This window comes from Geosporobacter subterraneus DSM 17957, from assembly GCF_900142145.1.
In the GTDB taxonomy this organism is placed as follows: Bacteria; Bacillota; Clostridia; order Peptostreptococcales; family Thermotaleaceae; genus Geosporobacter; species Geosporobacter subterraneus.
This window is the reverse complement of record NZ_FQZV01000072.1, coordinates 1-15,821: the sequence shown is the minus strand read 5'-3', so window position 1 is coordinate 15,821 and position 15,821 is coordinate 1. Positions and strand designations below refer to the sequence as shown.

Annotated in this window: 10 protein-coding genes and 3 riboswitches; of the genes, 3 read left to right on the top strand and 7 right to left on the bottom strand. The window is 39.7% G+C overall.

What is annotated here, in order from left to right; all coding sequences use genetic code 11:
• Window positions 1-209: 209 nt before the first annotated feature.
• The 5 genes from BUB56_RS17725 to BUB56_RS17705 all read right to left on the bottom strand — a co-directional run bounded on the left by BUB56_RS17725 (window position 210) and on the right by BUB56_RS17705 (window position 8,556).
• Window positions 210-1,025: an NEAT domain-containing protein gene (locus tag BUB56_RS17725; RefSeq protein WP_110942593.1), complete on the bottom strand. Its 816-nt coding sequence runs from the start codon at window positions 1,023-1,025 to the stop codon at window positions 210-212.
• A 100-nt stretch (window positions 1,026-1,125) separates the two neighbouring features.
• Window positions 1,126-4,131, bottom strand: coding sequence for an NEAT domain-containing protein (locus BUB56_RS17720; RefSeq protein WP_110942592.1), 3,006 nt, complete (start codon window positions 4,129-4,131; stop codon window positions 1,126-1,128).
• Window positions 4,132-4,429: 298 nt separating this feature from the next.
• Window positions 4,430-4,607: riboswitch (cobalamin riboswitch) on the bottom strand.
• A 155-nt stretch (window positions 4,608-4,762) separates the two neighbouring features.
• Complete coding sequence (locus tag BUB56_RS17715) at window positions 4,763-5,626, bottom strand: PocR ligand-binding domain-containing protein (RefSeq protein WP_110942591.1); 864 nt, start codon at window positions 5,624-5,626, stop codon at window positions 4,763-4,765.
• Window positions 5,627-5,795: 169 nt separating this feature from the next.
• Window positions 5,796-5,986, bottom strand: a riboswitch (cobalamin riboswitch).
• Between the two features lie 32 nt (window positions 5,987-6,018).
• Window positions 6,019-6,429 carry a sirohydrochlorin chelatase gene (locus BUB56_RS17710; protein ID WP_278319517.1) on the bottom strand — a complete coding sequence of 137 codons (411 nt, stop codon included), beginning with the start codon at window positions 6,427-6,429 and terminating at the stop codon, window positions 6,019-6,021.
• Window positions 6,430-6,766: 337 nt separating this feature from the next.
• A riboswitch (cobalamin riboswitch) is annotated at window positions 6,767-6,961 on the bottom strand.
• 203 nt (window positions 6,962-7,164) lie between these two features.
• Window positions 7,165-8,556 (bottom strand): PhoH family protein, encoded by a 1,392-nt coding sequence (locus BUB56_RS17705; RefSeq protein WP_242946428.1) that lies wholly within the window; start codon window positions 8,554-8,556, stop codon window positions 7,165-7,167.
• A 479-nt stretch (window positions 8,557-9,035) separates the two neighbouring features.
• Between BUB56_RS17705 and BUB56_RS17700 the strand changes: the two genes are divergently transcribed.
• Genes BUB56_RS17700 through BUB56_RS17690 form a run of 3 tightly spaced genes read left to right on the top strand, consistent with a single transcriptional unit; the run spans window position 9,036 to window position 13,956 of the window.
• On the top strand, window positions 9,036-9,629 hold the full coding sequence (locus tag BUB56_RS17700; protein ID WP_190014714.1) for a TetR/AcrR family transcriptional regulator: 594 nt from the start codon (window positions 9,036-9,038) through the stop codon (window positions 9,627-9,629).
• A gap of 59 nt (window positions 9,630-9,688) precedes the next feature.
• Complete coding sequence (locus BUB56_RS17695; protein WP_110942588.1) at window positions 9,689-10,891, top strand: efflux RND transporter periplasmic adaptor subunit; 1,203 nt, start codon at window positions 9,689-9,691, stop codon at window positions 10,889-10,891.
• A 14-nt stretch (window positions 10,892-10,905) separates the two neighbouring features.
• Window positions 10,906-13,956 carry an efflux RND transporter permease subunit gene (locus BUB56_RS17690; RefSeq protein WP_242946427.1) on the top strand — a complete coding sequence of 1,017 codons (3,051 nt, stop codon included), beginning with the start codon at window positions 10,906-10,908 and terminating at the stop codon, window positions 13,954-13,956.
• A 215-nt stretch (window positions 13,957-14,171) separates the two neighbouring features.
• Here the strand turns inward: BUB56_RS17690 and deoD are convergent, their stop codons facing one another.
• Window positions 14,172-14,870: a purine-nucleoside phosphorylase gene (gene deoD, locus BUB56_RS17685; RefSeq protein WP_110942587.1), complete on the bottom strand. Its 699-nt coding sequence runs from the start codon at window positions 14,868-14,870 to the stop codon at window positions 14,172-14,174.
• An 82-nt stretch (window positions 14,871-14,952) separates the two neighbouring features.
• Window positions 14,953-15,585 carry a YgjV family protein gene (locus BUB56_RS17680; protein ID WP_110942586.1) on the bottom strand — a complete coding sequence of 211 codons (633 nt, stop codon included), beginning with the start codon at window positions 15,583-15,585 and terminating at the stop codon, window positions 14,953-14,955.
• Window positions 15,586-15,821 lie beyond the last annotated feature (236 nt).

The window sequence follows — 15,821 nt, the reverse complement described above, 5'->3', positions numbered from 1 at the left end:
GATCTATACTGCATTAAATATTGCAGCAATGTTTGATTCATTGAATTATGGGATATACTAATCATATCAGACGCCTCCTAGGGTATTGGTTTGTCATAGGATTAGTATTCCTAGGATTTAGGTGTCTGATTTTGTTATTTTACGGAATTGTTTTTAAATCACTACATTACTTGTAAAGTGGTGTGTATTTTTAAAAGGTTTTTATTTCTTTAATAATATTTTTTTCCAGCTACTATAACGATAAGACCCACTATTGTCCCCATAACAAATATCATTTTGCTGCTGCCTGTTTTTTCATCCTCATCAGAGGATTTTTCTGTTAAGTTTTCTTCCGCCTGGGTTTCTTCAGCACTGGTCTCTGTTTCTTTTTCCTCAGTAGTTTCTTGGTCCTCCGTTTCCTTCATCTCTGTTACTGGTGGCTGCTCTACAGCAGTCTGTTTTTGTACTGCAGGCGTTGCCGCTGTCTCTACTGCTGCTGGCTTTTGATCTGAGGTTTTCTTTTCCTGCTGTGGTGCTGCTTTTGGTGCAGCTTCCTGTGCTGGTTGCTCCTGCTTTGGCTTTTCTACAGCTGTTGCACTCTTCATTTTTTCCACATCGGACTTATCAAAGGCAATTCTAAAAAGAGGAGTAGCACCCATGGCATTTACATAAATAGTTGCAAAAAGGGGTTCATCTAAATGATCTACTGAAAACATATATTGGGTAGCACTTTCACTACTAGATACAACAGCTGCTTCTGTAAAATTTTTTCCCCCGTCAGAACTTATTTTCAAGGTATTAAGCTCCTTGGTAGGTCTGGACAAAGTAAGATAGACATTGATTTTGCCCTTTTCTACCACAACATTTAATGGATTAACCAGCGAGTTGTTCAAACGAGATACCTCATCACTACTGGCAGATATGCTCGTAGCACCTATCGCATATTTTCCATCTGGAATATTTCCTGCCCCAGATGCAACGGTTGGAACCATAAGTGCGAAAATAAGTAACGCAAAGCATATAAACTCTTTTATTTTTTTAAACATATGTATTATCTCCCTTCAACTGAAAGAAAGCATGCCCCAGAAGCATATAAATGGGTATCATGATAATACTTTTGGGACATACTTATTTTGTTTTTTTGTATTATTGAACTGTGGTATTATGATCGAAAGCGATTCTAAACTTAGGAGATGCTCCCATGGCTTCTACGTATATAGAAGCAACTACCGGCTGATCCAGCTTATCTAGTTTGAATCGATAGGTGGTTTTTCCTGTTTCTGATAAAACTACCTCTGCGTCCTCAAAGCTTACTCCCCCATTATTACTTATTTTTAACCCGCTCATATCAGAAAGAGATCGCTTAAGAGTAAGGTAACCGTATAGTATTCCGTCTTTGACTTCTACCTTTCCCGGATTCTCGATAGCATTATTCAATCTTGATGGTTCATTGCTATCTGCAGATAGGGATGTAATCCTTATTGGATGTGTACCCTCTGATAAGGTCTTCGTACCCTCTACAGGTAAAACCTTTACAGGAAGTTTTTCCGCAGATTCTTCTTGGGTATTGCCTTCTTCATAATTATAGATTCCATAGATGAGTACCGCTGCCTCTGCCCTTCTCACATTGGACTTTGGATCCATGGATGTACCTTTTCCTCTTATAATACCTTCGGACACCAGTGCTGCAGCGCTGTCTAATGCATAGGCTGAGATATGATCCTTGTCAGCGAATTGGTTTAGCACATTTTTGTTGTAGGTTCTGTTCAGACCTCCGATGAATCGAAGAGCATTAGCAGCTATGGTGAACATTTCCTGTCTTGAAATCGGTGCCTCAGGACGGAAGCTGCCATTTGTGTCTCCCCTGATGATTTTCATCTCTTTCGCCATTCCTACTAGGTCAGCGTAGTAGCGTTCTGGATTTACATCTGTGAAATTTGTTGTAGGCTTTCCTTCTACGCCTAAAGCCTTCATCAGCATTATAATAAAATCTGCTCTCCTAATGCTGGCTTGTGGGCTAAAGGATCCCTCCCCCATTCCCTTTATGATCTCTCTGGCTGCTAAAGCTTCTACTGGTTTAACCGCCCAATCATAGTTTTGCAGATCCTTAAAGGATTTCTCAGCATATCTAATGGTGTATGTTCCCTCTCCGATACCCGCTTTAAACTCCACGCTTTGTGTTTTGGAGTTGTACTTGCCGGTAGGTTCAACGATCAGCTTGCCTTCTTCGGTGACTCTATAGACAACAATTTTTTCTACATTCTTCAGTTCTTCTGCTCTTGGGGTATAGGGAAGGGACACCAATGCCTTTTTTCCATGGGATAAAGGGAGTTCCTCTCGTTCAATGCTGACCCTGAATAAAGGTCTTCCTTCGATTAATTGGCTGTCTTCCACCTGCACTACTCTGATTTTAAAGCCGTTCTGATCTATAACAGCTTCTGACACAGGCGCAACCGGTGGAATTTCTTCTTGCTTTTTCAAGGTATTCTGTGCGAAGAACAGCCCGAATTCCGGCCAGGCATCCATAGCCTCCACATAGCCTTTTACATAGATGTAGGAGTGCATCTCTTTGTCCATTTCCAGTCTGTAGGTAATGGTGTCATCTCCTTGACTGTGAATCGGTGCCTCTTTGAACCATACTCCGGTCCATCTAAATTGAATATCTCGAATGGTGTTGCCTCTCAAGGTCAGATATAGGATTACCTTTCCATCCTTCACCTCAACTTTTAGGGGCTTTACAATGCGATCGTCTATTCTTGATCTTTCATGGCTGGTTAAGCTTTTTGCATCGACGTGTATCGTATATTCTCCATTTTCTATCTTATAGGTATTTACTTCTGGTAAAGTAAAGGGTGGGGGTGCTGCTCCGCCGCCTACGCCTGAGTCTGAATTGCCTGGATTGGAAGCCTCAGCTTTGACAAAGGAAGCTTTATCAAACTCTAATTTGAAGGAGACGGTTCGCTTCATGGCTTCTACATATCCCTTAATGTGCACATGAGATAATAACTTCGTTCCAAGCTCTAGCTTATAGGTAGCATTACTTCCTGCAGCCTTAGAAAGATTTGCATAGCTTACTTCTCCATCTGTGCTCATTTGAAGATCTGTCATGGTACTTTCTTTGAAGGTCAAATAGGCAGTTATATTTCCATCCTTTACCTCTAACTTCAGTGGCTTTTCAATATTATCATCGGTTCTAGATACAGTGTTGCTGTTGCTTTGTTTTGCTGTAGCAGTGATTGTATAATTTCCATCAGGTATTCTTAGAGAGTCTCTATGAAATACTAGTCTAATGGTTTGCCAACTGTTTCCCATCCCTGGAACTTGGCCCTTGATGTAAACCTGCGATAAAAGCTCCGTTCCCATCTCTAATCTATAGGTGGAACTGCTCCCCGAAGCCTTTGAGAGGCCTGCGAAATCAACATTATCTTTGCTCATTTCCATGTTTGTCATAGTCCCTGTATAGGTCATAAGTACGGTCACAAGTCCATTTTTTACATCTACCCTCAGTGGTTTTTCAATATTCTCATCGGTCCTAGAAATAGTGTCACTATTTGCTGCCTTTGCTACTGCATGGATTATATAGCTTCCGTCTTCCATAACTAAACCTGGTTCTACTGGCTCTGTTGGCTCTGTTGGCTCTGTTGGCTCTATTGGTTCTGTTGGTACTGTTGGTTCTTCATCTGGTGTTAATTCTGTGAACACCAGTCTGAAGGTAGTAGACACATAATTCTGCCCCATTTTTTGCATTCCTTTTATATAAAAGAAGGTATGCATTTTCTCAACATTAAACTTATACTTAGTTTTTCCTGTTTCTGGCACAGTTGTTTCAACCGGTGCTGTATATATATTATCATCCATACTTATTTCCCATCCGTACGAGTCTCCTTGAAGTGTCATATATACTGCTGTCGTTACAGTATCTCCTACCTCTACACTTACAGGTCTGACTAAGGATGCATTAATTATTGAGTTATTATTACTTGTTTTCTGTAAGGCCTTTACTTGGTCCCCATAAAACTCATGTGTTCCTTGTGCCAAGGTACAGGGTTTTGGTATTCCAACTGTATCGCTTGCAAAAGCCATTTCTGGCAGTAATCCAAAACATGAAATACAAACAATCAGCATAAATGCTAAGATTCGCTTTTGTATCACTTTTTTTCCTCCTTTTATTAATAAAGCATGATCCATCTTTCCATAGATAAAGCGCAACCACAGAGATTCTACAACTCTACAACCTTGTAATATGAATGCAAATAGGATTTATTTGCATTTTCTTGTTAAAATCTTTCCTTCAAAATTCTAGGAACCTACTGTGATTTTCAAATTATCTAATATGACGTGCTCCTATACAAAAACAAAATCCTCTTCACCATAAAGGCAAGAGGATTTATCTTCAGTGCATCATCACTACATGTTAATGCGCTTTCCATCCCCCTATCGCTCGTAGAGTTATTGGTGGATCATACAGGCAGGTCTTCTGACTCAAGGATCAGCATCTTTATCGCCTTCCCAGTTTTACAGTGGCTTTGATAAAGATTTCCCTCTTACAGCGGCGGGACCGTGCAGGACTTTCACCTGCTTCCCTTTTCACCAATCATAGGATTGGCACCTGTAGATTTATTCAATTTTATGTTTATTATAGGAAATTTAAAATCACAAAACAATAGGTATGGTCTATCCCGTTATTTATAAGATATATTTTACACCTTAGTATGTCTATTCGTGTAATATAGCTGATTAATGGTATATCCACTTGAGAAATCATTATTTTTCAGATATGGGTTTATTTATTATCAGTTGTATATTTAAGCATTTCCGAAAAAAGATATGTCATCTCCTGGGTTTTAACTGCTCCTTCCTTTGATGCAGCCTCCTCAATCGTCTTTAATATTTCCTTCATATAAAGGGGATTAGCTTGTTCCTTTAGGAATTTTAATTCCGTCATCGTCCTAGCCTTTTCTAGTTCTGCACGGATTCTTTTTACGATCAGCTCTCCAATAAGCTTCTTATTCTCCTCCGTCTCCCTCCTTAACACTTCTTCTTCTACCATCTGAAGAACCACCAGTTGAACTAGATTGGCTGTTGATAAAACCTTTTTCAAAGGAACAATAGGCAGCTTCTCATAGCTTTCTATGAGTGTTGTATTACATTTTCGCTTTTCTTCACATTGGATGTAGGACCCCAGATTTACAATCTCCTCTTCTTCTATGCATCGTACCTGTCCAAATAATACAGCACCTAAATATTGCTCTTTGATAATAATTGGTACGGTGACTTCAACAAGTCCTGCCGGACACCGATAGATATTTGGTTTTTGGTTAATGATAGATTCTAATCTTCCGTAGGTATCACAAAAACTGCAGGTTTTTTTATTTTCTTTTATCGCTCTCCACCGTCTGCAAAATTCAGTACATTCAGTTCTTTTTGTAATCTCATCACCCTTATAATCCACAACTACAAAGGAGAATTCTGTAGCCTTTGCAAAACTCTCTTGCACGCGCTGAAGCTTTTCTATATCTATGAGTTCCCTCAGGTAATAATGGGTATTGTTTGTTTTTTTATAAATTTCTTTTCCGCTTTTTTCTACCCTCTGAATCAACGACAACAACTCACCCTTATTTTTATCTTGGATTCTTTCTAGTTCCATGAATAAACCTCCCTATAATCGATCCCAACACTAAAAGCATAAATGACCCCATCAAATAAGCAACCTTTCTCCACCAGGAAAAAGGTTGCTTATTTGATGTATTTTGGCGATAAAAAAATCCAAAAAGACCCTTTCATCATAAAATACCCCCTTATCCGCGTAAGTATTGATGGTATTCTTCGTTATGGCAGGTCTCCTGACTCCAGATCAGCATACAGCTATTCCCTTCCCATCTCCTAAGAAATAGTGGATATTCTATAACTATACTCCCTGTCACAGTGGCGGGACCGCGTCGGATTTTCACCGAACTTCCCTTTTAAATGATTGTAGAACAATCATACCGTAACGAGTCTATTTAGTTTTTAGATCTTTGTGAACAAATAGGATGCAGATTATCCTGCCATTGCTACCTTGGCTCTTTCTTCAATAATAGAGGCAATTCTTGCATCCGCACCGATGTGCTTGGCCATCGTAAACTTCACTGCAGGGTATTGGGCTTGTATCTTTTCTAATGCCTCAGGAATATCATATTTTACATGATTACCCTGGAAGATGAACATGGGTACGATGACGATATGCTCTGCACCTCTATGTACTAAATCTTCAATACCTTCCTCAAAGCTAGGCTTAGAAATCTGTAAAGATCCCAATCCAACCAGATCAAACGTTGTGATATTCATTACCATTTCCACAATATTTGAGAATATCTCATCGGCCTCCTGGGCTTGACTTCCATGGCCCAATACAAATAAACCTGTTTTCATTTTCTTTAGCTCCTTTTTGAATTTTTTTACAAGTGATATACTTTACTTTTATATCAAAATCATAGGCGTCAACTTAACCCATCATTTGTCATCCTGAGCGGAGTAAAACGGAGTCGAAGGATCTTTAAGCTAGATGATATATTCTGATACTCAAAAGTAATCTTGCTTATGTTCTATAAGATTCTTCGCTAACGCTCAGAATGACATGCTTCTAAGGTTTATTTGGAAATAATTGGATTACGTTGACGCCTATGATATCAAAATTAAAAGCACCTTTGTAAAAAGGTGCAAGATTTTTCATGAAATGAACTGTAGCCTACAGATATTCTGCAAAGCTCCGTTATCTCATAACACCTCCTTATCCGCGTAAGTTTTATCGGTATTACAATTCATGGCAGGTCTCCTGACTCCAAATCATTGTGCAGCTATACCTTCCCATCTCAATATGAAACAGTGGCATTTTACTACCTGCACTCCTTGTTACAGTGGCGGGACCGTGTCGGCTTTACACCTGACTTCCCTTTTAAGCCGCTGATTCAACATCAGCGACACCATGAAATATATATTTAGTTGTTTCAATGATTATATCAAAGCATTCAATAATATGCAATAGCTTATTGCATATTATTGAACGGCATCTTAAAAGGCAGATTGCAGTTCTATAGGTTCAGGCCTTGTATCTGCCCAGTATCGGAACGGACAACAGGGGTCGTTCACTACAAAAATATATCCTTTTTTCAATTGGCGGCTCAACTATAATTCCATCGTATGAGCCTACATATGCTTCTCAGCCAGCTGGGCCAGCGGACTCCTTTCCACTTGCTGCAATGTAATATGACCTGTGATGTCAAAGCTTTTCATCCGGTCTACCGTATAAACCAGTCCGTTAGAGCGAGAGTCTACCAATACATTATCAATCTGATTATCTGAGGGATCTCCAATAAATAAAAACTTTGATCCTTCCCCCGCCCGTGTAAGCATGAGCTTCGCCAGGTGCGGGGTGGTTTCTTGTGCCTCATCTACAATCACCAGTGCGTTGGCAAGCGTCCTGCCGCGCATATAGTTAAAAGTTTTCATTTCCAACAGTCCCATTTCTCGATAAGTATCAATAAACTGTTCTACTGAAAAATCAGGCTTTTCTCCTCTTTTAAACACCCTCGGTCCATCCTCTTCCCGATGTTTGCTTTTGTTGTGAAATAAATTGTCTACGGTATCATATAGTGCAGACATCCAAGGCTTTAATTTATCCTTCTCGTCCCCTGGCAAATAGCCAATATCATTTCCTGCTGGGACTACCGGACGAACGAAAATAATTTTTCGATATAGACCCTTCTCTAAAACACTTTGTAGTGCATAGGCTACACACAATATACTTTTTCCGCTGCCTGCACCCCCCAGTATACTGGCAAAATGAATATTGGCATCAAAGAGCAACTCAAAGGCCATTTTTTGTTCACGATTAATAGGTTTTAGCCCCCAAGCTGCTGCATTGGTGTACTCAAGGGGGACGATCTTGCCATTTTTATATTTTGCCAGAATTTCATGGCTGCTGTTGTCATGACTCTTGATATGAAAGAAGTGATTGGGATATACGGCATCAGCATACTCCTTCGGCAATTCAATTCCGTTTTTAAATATATTATTGATTTGTTCAGAAGATAGATATATTTCACTATAGCCCTTGTAAAGGTCCTCGGTATGAACCTTGTCATTCTCATAATCCTGCACGGTAAGTCCCAGTGCTTCCCCTTTCACGGTCATGCACATATCCTTTGTTACAATAATGGTTGGTTTATCTGCATCGGCTAATGCAATATTCTTAGCGATAGTCAATATCTTATTATCATTGGTCTGCCGATCCATACCATCGGGCAGTACCGATAAATCCATATGATTCATCTCTATGCGGATGGTTCCCCCATTTGGAAGAGAAATACCCTCTAGAAAGTTGCCGTATTGCCGTACCTTATTCAACTCCTTTAAGACTGATCGTGCATGGTAACCAACAACACCCGGTGCCTTTTTTAGCTTATCTAATTCCTCAACCGCAATAATCGGTATGACAATATTGTTGTCCTCAAAATTATATAAAAACTTTGGATCATGGATCATGACATTGGTATCAATAACATAATTTTTAATCATAGCCGCCGTGGTAAAAACCACTTCCCCCCTGTCTAAAGTTTACTTGCTTATTCAGTTGTCATTAAATCCTATAGGCTTTGGTTTTTACTCCCTTAAACAAATCATCTCCATGGTATTCTCAACCTCCGATTTATCTATTTCTTAAATGCCCTTGTAAATATTTCTTATGCTGATTTTTAGATTTTATGTTCTTCTTTAGAATACCTCAATCTACAAATTTCTTGATTAACATCTACTCAAGCTCTCGATGTTTTCCCTACCTCATATCTCTATTATCTACAATCTCCGACATCCTTTTGTTATCTATAGGTTAATTCTAAATCATATTGTCTTTAAATCTTAGAATCTGATGCTTATGGAATGCTGTTGTAGGGTTGCTGGCAGATGGGTCTATTACATCTTTATGAAATATACTTCTATAACGATTCTATTTTTCATTGACCTAAGGAATATTTTTGTATATCATAAAAATAAAATAAAAATGAATGGGTGTTTATTATATGCAAGTACTTAAGGATGAGGTTAGAAATAGTATCCATCACGCTGCTTTAATAGAGTTTCAGGAAAAGGGCTTTAAAAATGCTTCCATGCGATCCATTGCGGAAAGAGGGGGCATGACCGTTGGCAATTTGTACCGCTACTTTGCCAGTAAAGAGGATTTATTTTATGCAGTGATCAGCCCTGCCTATCATAAGATTATCGAACTTACCCAGGAGCCCTTCGACAACATGGATAATCCAAAGGAGGTCCAACAATTTTTTGAGCACCTTGCTGATCGCATCATGACAATTAATCACGAGCATCGAAGAGAACTATTGATTTTGATAGATGGAAGCATAGGGACAAGATTTGAGCATGCCATTGAAGAAATTACTCTTCTGGTGGAAAAAAAAATTAGGGATCAGGTTTTCACGAAGCTAAAAGAAAAGGGCATACATATTCAAGATGATTTTTTTGCTCGTGTACTGTCTGTCAGCCTGATCGAGGGTATGAAAGTAATTCTCAAGCACTATGAAGACGGCATTAAAATGAAACTTTTAATTCATCAGTTTATTCATTATCAGCTTGGTGATTTAAAAAGCAGATGGTTATAATTTTTTTGCATTAAAAATAAACAATTGTTTATTATCAATGATCATCGGAGGGAGATTTTATGAGGAAACAAATTTCACTAATATTGCTGCTCTTTATGCTCACGTGGACAACAGGTTGTGCTGTCAAGAACACAGTCAATGATATTGCATCTAAGGCAAAGCCTGTACAGCTTCTGTCATTGCAGGAGGAGACGCGGCCAATCATTTTAAACTATACAGGTATTGTGGAAGCCTCCGCTATCAAAAAACTGGCTTTCAAAAGTTCCGGAAAAATTGATGCTGTTTTCGTGAAAAAGGGAGATCAGATTAAAGCAGGACAGCCCCTCCTACAGCTGGATACGAAAGACCTGACCTATGGTCTCTCTGCTGCCCGAGGACAAATGGAGGCGGCACAGGCCCAATACGAAAAGGCAGTCAATGGTGCTGTTCCGGAAGATATCCGACAAATGGAAGCCAATGTAAAAAAAGCTGAAGCGGCATATATATTTATGAAAGATCAATATGAAAAATTGGAAAAGCTTTATGCATCCGGTGCAGTCTCCCAAAAGGATTTGGATAAAATTAAAGTAGAATTTGATGCAGCAGAAGCCGATTACCGCAGCGCAATGGAAATGGAAAAGAAATTAAAAAACGGTTCAAGGCCGGAGGATAAAGCTGCTGCAAAAGGGCAGCTGGATCAGGCTGCTGCTGATTATCAACACAAGCTTAGTCTTTTGGAGGATGCTCTTATTCGTTCCGGCAGCGATGGTTACGTGATAGATCTGCTGTATGAGGAGGGAGAGATGGTTCCCGCCGGCTATCCTGTGATCGTTGTGCGGAATGATCAACAGGTTTTTAAGGTGGGATTAACTACTAAGGATTTGAATAAAATCCATATTGGTACGAAAACAATTCTTTGGATAAATGGAAAGCCATTAGAGGGTACAGTTACCAATATTCATTCAACGCCTGATCAGGAGACCCTCACTTACCCGGTAGAAGTGTCCCTTCCCAGTAATACATGGCCTATCGGTGCTGTGGGTCATGCAGAATTTATTATCGGTGAAGCAAAGGGCATATGGATCCCTATAGCTGCAATTCTATCCAATGGCGACGACTATGTATTTGTGATGAAAAATGATCGAGCCTATCAGCGAAAAATTCAGCTGCTGGAAGTGGAAGGCAATCGCGTAATGGTCCAGGGTTTAGAGCCTGGTGATAAGCTGATCATCGGGGGTATGAAAAAGCTTAAGGATCAGGATCTCGTTTCTGTACAGGATTAAAGGGGGAAAATATCGTGGGAAAAGGACTTATAGCTGGAGCCATCAAGGAGAGAAAAGTGACCCTTTTTATAGCCCTGCTGACGATGATCGCTGGAATTTACAGCTATTATATTACACCAAAGCAGGAAAATCCACAGATAACCGCCAGTATCGCCATTGTTACTGCGGTTTATCCAGGTGCATCTCCTGAAGATGTAGAAAAATTGGTAACCCGAAAAATTGAGGATGAGGCAGCAGAATTAAAAGGTTATGATTATTCGGAGTCTCACTCTCGCAATGGGCTCTCTATCGTCGTTGTAAGACTTACTCAGGATGCAAATATTGAAAAGTCCTGGACGGATCTGAGACAAAAAATGGAGGATCTGCAAAGTGAGCTTCCCAAAGAAGTACACCCCCTTCAGATCAACACGGATTTAACAGAGACCGCCGGAATAATTATCAGCATGTCTGGCGAGAACTATTCCTATGAGCAATTGGAAGAATATGGGCAGCGCTTCAAAAAAGAACTCAGCAAGATCAATGGGATCTCCCGCTTTGATATTCATGGAAAACAAGAGAAGGAAGTAAGTATAGAGGTTGACATTTCCCAGCTCAACCAATATCAGCTGTCCTTACAGGATATTATCCATATACTGCAGGCTCAAAATATATCTATTCCTTTAGGGCAGATCAAAAATGATGAAAGCAGATTAAATGTAACCACTTCTGGCACTTATGCAGATTTAAAGGAAATTGAAAACACCATACTTATCGGCTCAAAAAATGCAGGTGCCGGCGTAAGGCTTAAAGATATAGCAAAGATTAGCATGGATTTGGAGGAAGCAAACTATCGGATTAAACAAAACGGCCGTAATGCAATACTTCTAACAGGTTATTTCCAAGAAAATAAAAATATCGTGATTATTGGAAAATCCGTAGAAAAAAGAATGGATGAACTAAAAAAGGATTTGCCCGAGGATATTTACTTTGACCAAGTGCTTTACCAGCCAAAGGATGTAAGTAAAGCAGTAAACAATTTTATTCTTAATCTTATAACAGGAATTATGTTTGTTATCATGGTGGTATTTATCGGTATGGGCTTTCGGAATGCAGTAATTGTATCAACAGCAATCCCGCTGTCTATATTATCCACCTTTGTGATGATGAAACTATTGGCTATACCGATTCACCAGGTTTCCATTACAGCCTTGATCATCGCATTGGGTATGCTGGTAGACAATGCGATTGTAGTCAGTGATTCTATACAGGTAAAAATCGATCAGGAGATAGATACCATGCAGGCATGTGTAGAGGGGGTTAGAGAAGTAGCCATTCCTGTCTTGTCTTCTACATTAACTACTGTTGCTGCTTTTACGCCACTATTGATGCTGCCCTCGATGGCTGGTGAATATATCCAAAGCTTGCCACTGATAATTATGATTTCCCTATGGGCTTCCTATATGGTGGCTCTGCTAGTGACCCCCACCATGGCTTATTTGTTTTTCAGGAAAAGTACACCGAAGGAAAAGCAACATAAAATACGGACAATTTTTGACCATATGCTTCATTTAGGAATGTCTAAAAAGAGGGGAACCGTATTTTTGGCCATTTCAGTTTTTGTTTTGTCTCTCCTGCTGGTTACACAGCTGGGGCTTCAGTTTTTCCCGAAGGCTGACACAGATATCCTCTATATTGATATCCGTACGGAATCAGGCGCCAATATCCGCAAAACTGAGGCGTTAACTGAGCAGGTAACATCCATTTTAAAGGAGCAGAAAGAAATTATAAGTTATACTACAGCTATTGGCGACGGCCTTCCTAAGTTCTACAACACACTGCCCATTTACACCCAATCCCAGGATTTTGCTCAGATCATGATTAAGGTAGACTTAAAAAATGAAAAACGGTTTAAGTCCAATACAGAATTTGCCGACTACCTCCAGGAGATTTTTGATACAAGGATTGCCGGAGGAACCGCTACCATTAAGCAGTTGGAGCAAGGAGAGCCCATCGGTGCACCGGTTCGTGTCCGTGTTACCGGTGATGACATGGAAAAGCTAGAAGCCGCTACCAGAGTAGTTAGTCATTACCTTTCAACGATTCCAGGAACCATCAATATAGACGACGATTTTACAGATAAGGCTTATGAGTTTTATGTAGACATAGACGCAGAAAAAGCCAGTTTCTTAGGAATTACCAAGTATGACATACAAAATGAGCTAAATATTGCTCTCATGGGCAGAACAGCTTCGATTTTTCGAAATGCGGGAAATGAATATAATATCGTTCTTAGAAGTTATGCCCCATCCCAGGAGGTTTTGGAGAATCTAATGATCAAATCTTCTGCCACAGGCAACAAAATTTTACTGAAGGAAATCGCGGAAATACAACTGCGGCCCCAAATCCCAAATATCAAGAAGCACGATCGGGAAAAGGCCGTTACCATTTACAGCGATGTTAAGTCCGGATTTAGCTCTGTAGATATTCAGCGGCAACTGCAGCAAGGTTTAGAAGCCTTGGATCTGGAAGATGTTCAGATCGTTTTCGACGGGGAAAGAGAAAAGATTCAGGAGCACTTCGGCAGTATAGGAACCTTTGCAGTTTTTGCACTGCTGCTGGTTTATGGAATCCTTCTGATTCAATTCAACTCCTTCATACAGCCCTTCATTATTTTACTGACCATTCCCCTATCGGTAATCGGATCTATTGTAGGCTTGTATGTTTTCCGTCAACCCTTATCCTTTACAGGCTTATTGGGTATGGTGAGCCTTCTGGGAATTGTTGTAAATAACGCCATCGTACTATTGGATTTTATCAATGGAGAAAGAAAACTGGGTAAAGGAATTGAAGAATCCTGTCTTGAGGCGGTAGATAAGCGCTTTAGACCGATTGTGTTGAGTACAACAACAACTGTAATTGGATTGACCCCTTTGGTCTTCTCCGGCAGCGATCTATTTAGGCCCATGTCCATTTCGCTGATGAGTGGATTGATGGTTTCCACGCTGCTTACTTTGGTAGTTATACCTGTGGTTTATAGCATGGTAGAATCCATGATTGAACGAATTAAACTTAAGCGGTTAGCATAAAAACAAAACAACAGCGGAATAATCCGCTGTTGTTTTATGTATATAGATAAACGTCATTACAAGCAAATATATTCTTGTAACAAAGGCCTTGTTCCTGCCCTTTTTTCGGAACGGCACAGGGGCCGTTCACTACGTAAACCTTAATAGGAATGTAGGGATCGACGCCCTCGTCGTTCTGAGTATTCATTAGGATTCTCAATCACACATCTATATCTCTATGCTAATTCCAATGCGATTTCTACCATCTTGGTGAAGGTTTCCTGCCGCTCCTGGGCTGTCGTCAATTCATGGGTTACAAGACTGTCACTCACCGTTAAAATTGTAAGGGCATCTACCCCAAACTTAGCAGCTAAGGTATAGAGGGCTGTTGTCTCCATCTCTACCGCCAGCACCCCAAACTGTGCCCACTTCTTCCAGCTATCGGGTTCATCATGATAGAAGGTATCGGAAGTCAGTATATTGCCTACCTTTGTTTCTATCCCTTTGCTTTGGGCAATGTCATAAGCTTTTTTCAGCAGCTTAAAGCTGGCTGTAGGTGCATAATCCATTCCATTAAACCGAAGCTTGTTCACACTGGAATCTGTTGAAGAAGACATGGCTAGAATAACATCTCTTATCTTAACGTGCTCCTGCATTGCTCCGCAGGTACCTATACGAATCAGATTCTTTACATCGTAGCTGGTGATTAGCTCATTTACATAGATTGAGATTGAGGGTACTCCCATCCCTGATCCTTGTACAGATACTCTTTTCCCCTTGTAGGTACCTGTGAAACCGTACATGCCTCTTACTTCATTGTAGCAAACCGGGTTCTCCAGCATGTTTTCAGCTATAAATTTAGCCCGTAATGGATCCCCTGGAAGCAATATAGTTTCAGCGATATCGCCTGGTTTTGCACCAATATGTATACTCATTTTTAACACTCCTTTATGCCGTTTTCATTCCAAAATTCTACAAAAGACTGAAAAATCCTTTATTATTACATAAATTTCACAGCTATATATTTTTTACTAGTATGACTTGATTCCCAATATTTGATTCAATAAAACCCATTTTTTTCAAATAACTCCGATGGACAGGATTATTTGTATGGGTATAGAATTTTTTATAGCCCTTCCCAACAAAAATCTCTCTTCTTTCTGTAAAAAAGTATTTCCCTGTTTTAAAATCTCTGTATTCAGGGATTGCAAAATCCACATCAATCCATAGTGTTTCTTCATCATAGTGAGATGCTATAAAAATACCTGCCGGTGTTAGATTTCTTAGAATATAGAATCCAATGGTTTTCTCTCCAAGCCTCTTCTGAAAATCGGGAAAAAAACTTTTGATTTCTTTATCATAATAATCGAAAAAGTGATGCAGGTACTTGTCATCCCTGCCTATTTCTAAGATTTGAAAATACTCCTTTTCGGTATAAATCTTGTAAAGATAATAGATGTTGATAAAGAAAATAAAAAGGTTTATAATCCCTACAGGCAGTGCCCCGATGGAAAAACCATAGACTGTAAATAAGGCAGAACCTACGAGATTGTATAAACGCAGTTTTACAATAGAGCTCATTAAAAGGGATATGGCCACCAAAGTTGATGCCAGGTATCCCAGCCATTCCAACCAGTTTATATCTGTCATATTAACCTCCTTTCTTATGCATTTATTCTAATACATACATACTTTGTTCTAGCATATTGATTTTTTCCTATTATAAAACTAAAAAGCTCCAACATAAGCTGAAGCTTTTTCTTTATATTAACAAATATTACCTTCCTGTGCAACAAAATTTGCCTTCCCTAACACCTGCATGGCTGCTTGCAGTCTCTCTTCAGAAACCATAACAATGGGTCCTGTGCAGCCCATACCGCTTTCTG

Coding starts and splice junctions, on each gene's coding strand:
- BUB56_RS17680 (WP_110942586.1), bottom strand. CDS start 15,585: ATGACAGATATAAACTGGTTGGAATGGCTGGGATACCTGGCATCAACT.
- BUB56_RS17700 (WP_190014714.1), top strand. CDS start 9,036: ATGCAAGTACTTAAGGATGAGGTTAGAAATAGTATCCATCACGCTGCT.
- deoD (WP_110942587.1), bottom strand. CDS start 14,870: ATGAGTATACATATTGGTGCAAAACCAGGCGATATCGCTGAAACTATA.
- BUB56_RS17715 (WP_110942591.1), bottom strand. CDS start 5,626: ATGGAACTAGAAAGAATCCAAGATAAAAATAAGGGTGAGTTGTTGTCG.
- BUB56_RS17725 (WP_110942593.1), bottom strand. CDS start 1,025: ATGTTTAAAAAAATAAAAGAGTTTATATGCTTTGCGTTACTTATTTTC.
- BUB56_RS17695 (WP_110942588.1), top strand. CDS start 9,689: ATGAGGAAACAAATTTCACTAATATTGCTGCTCTTTATGCTCACGTGG.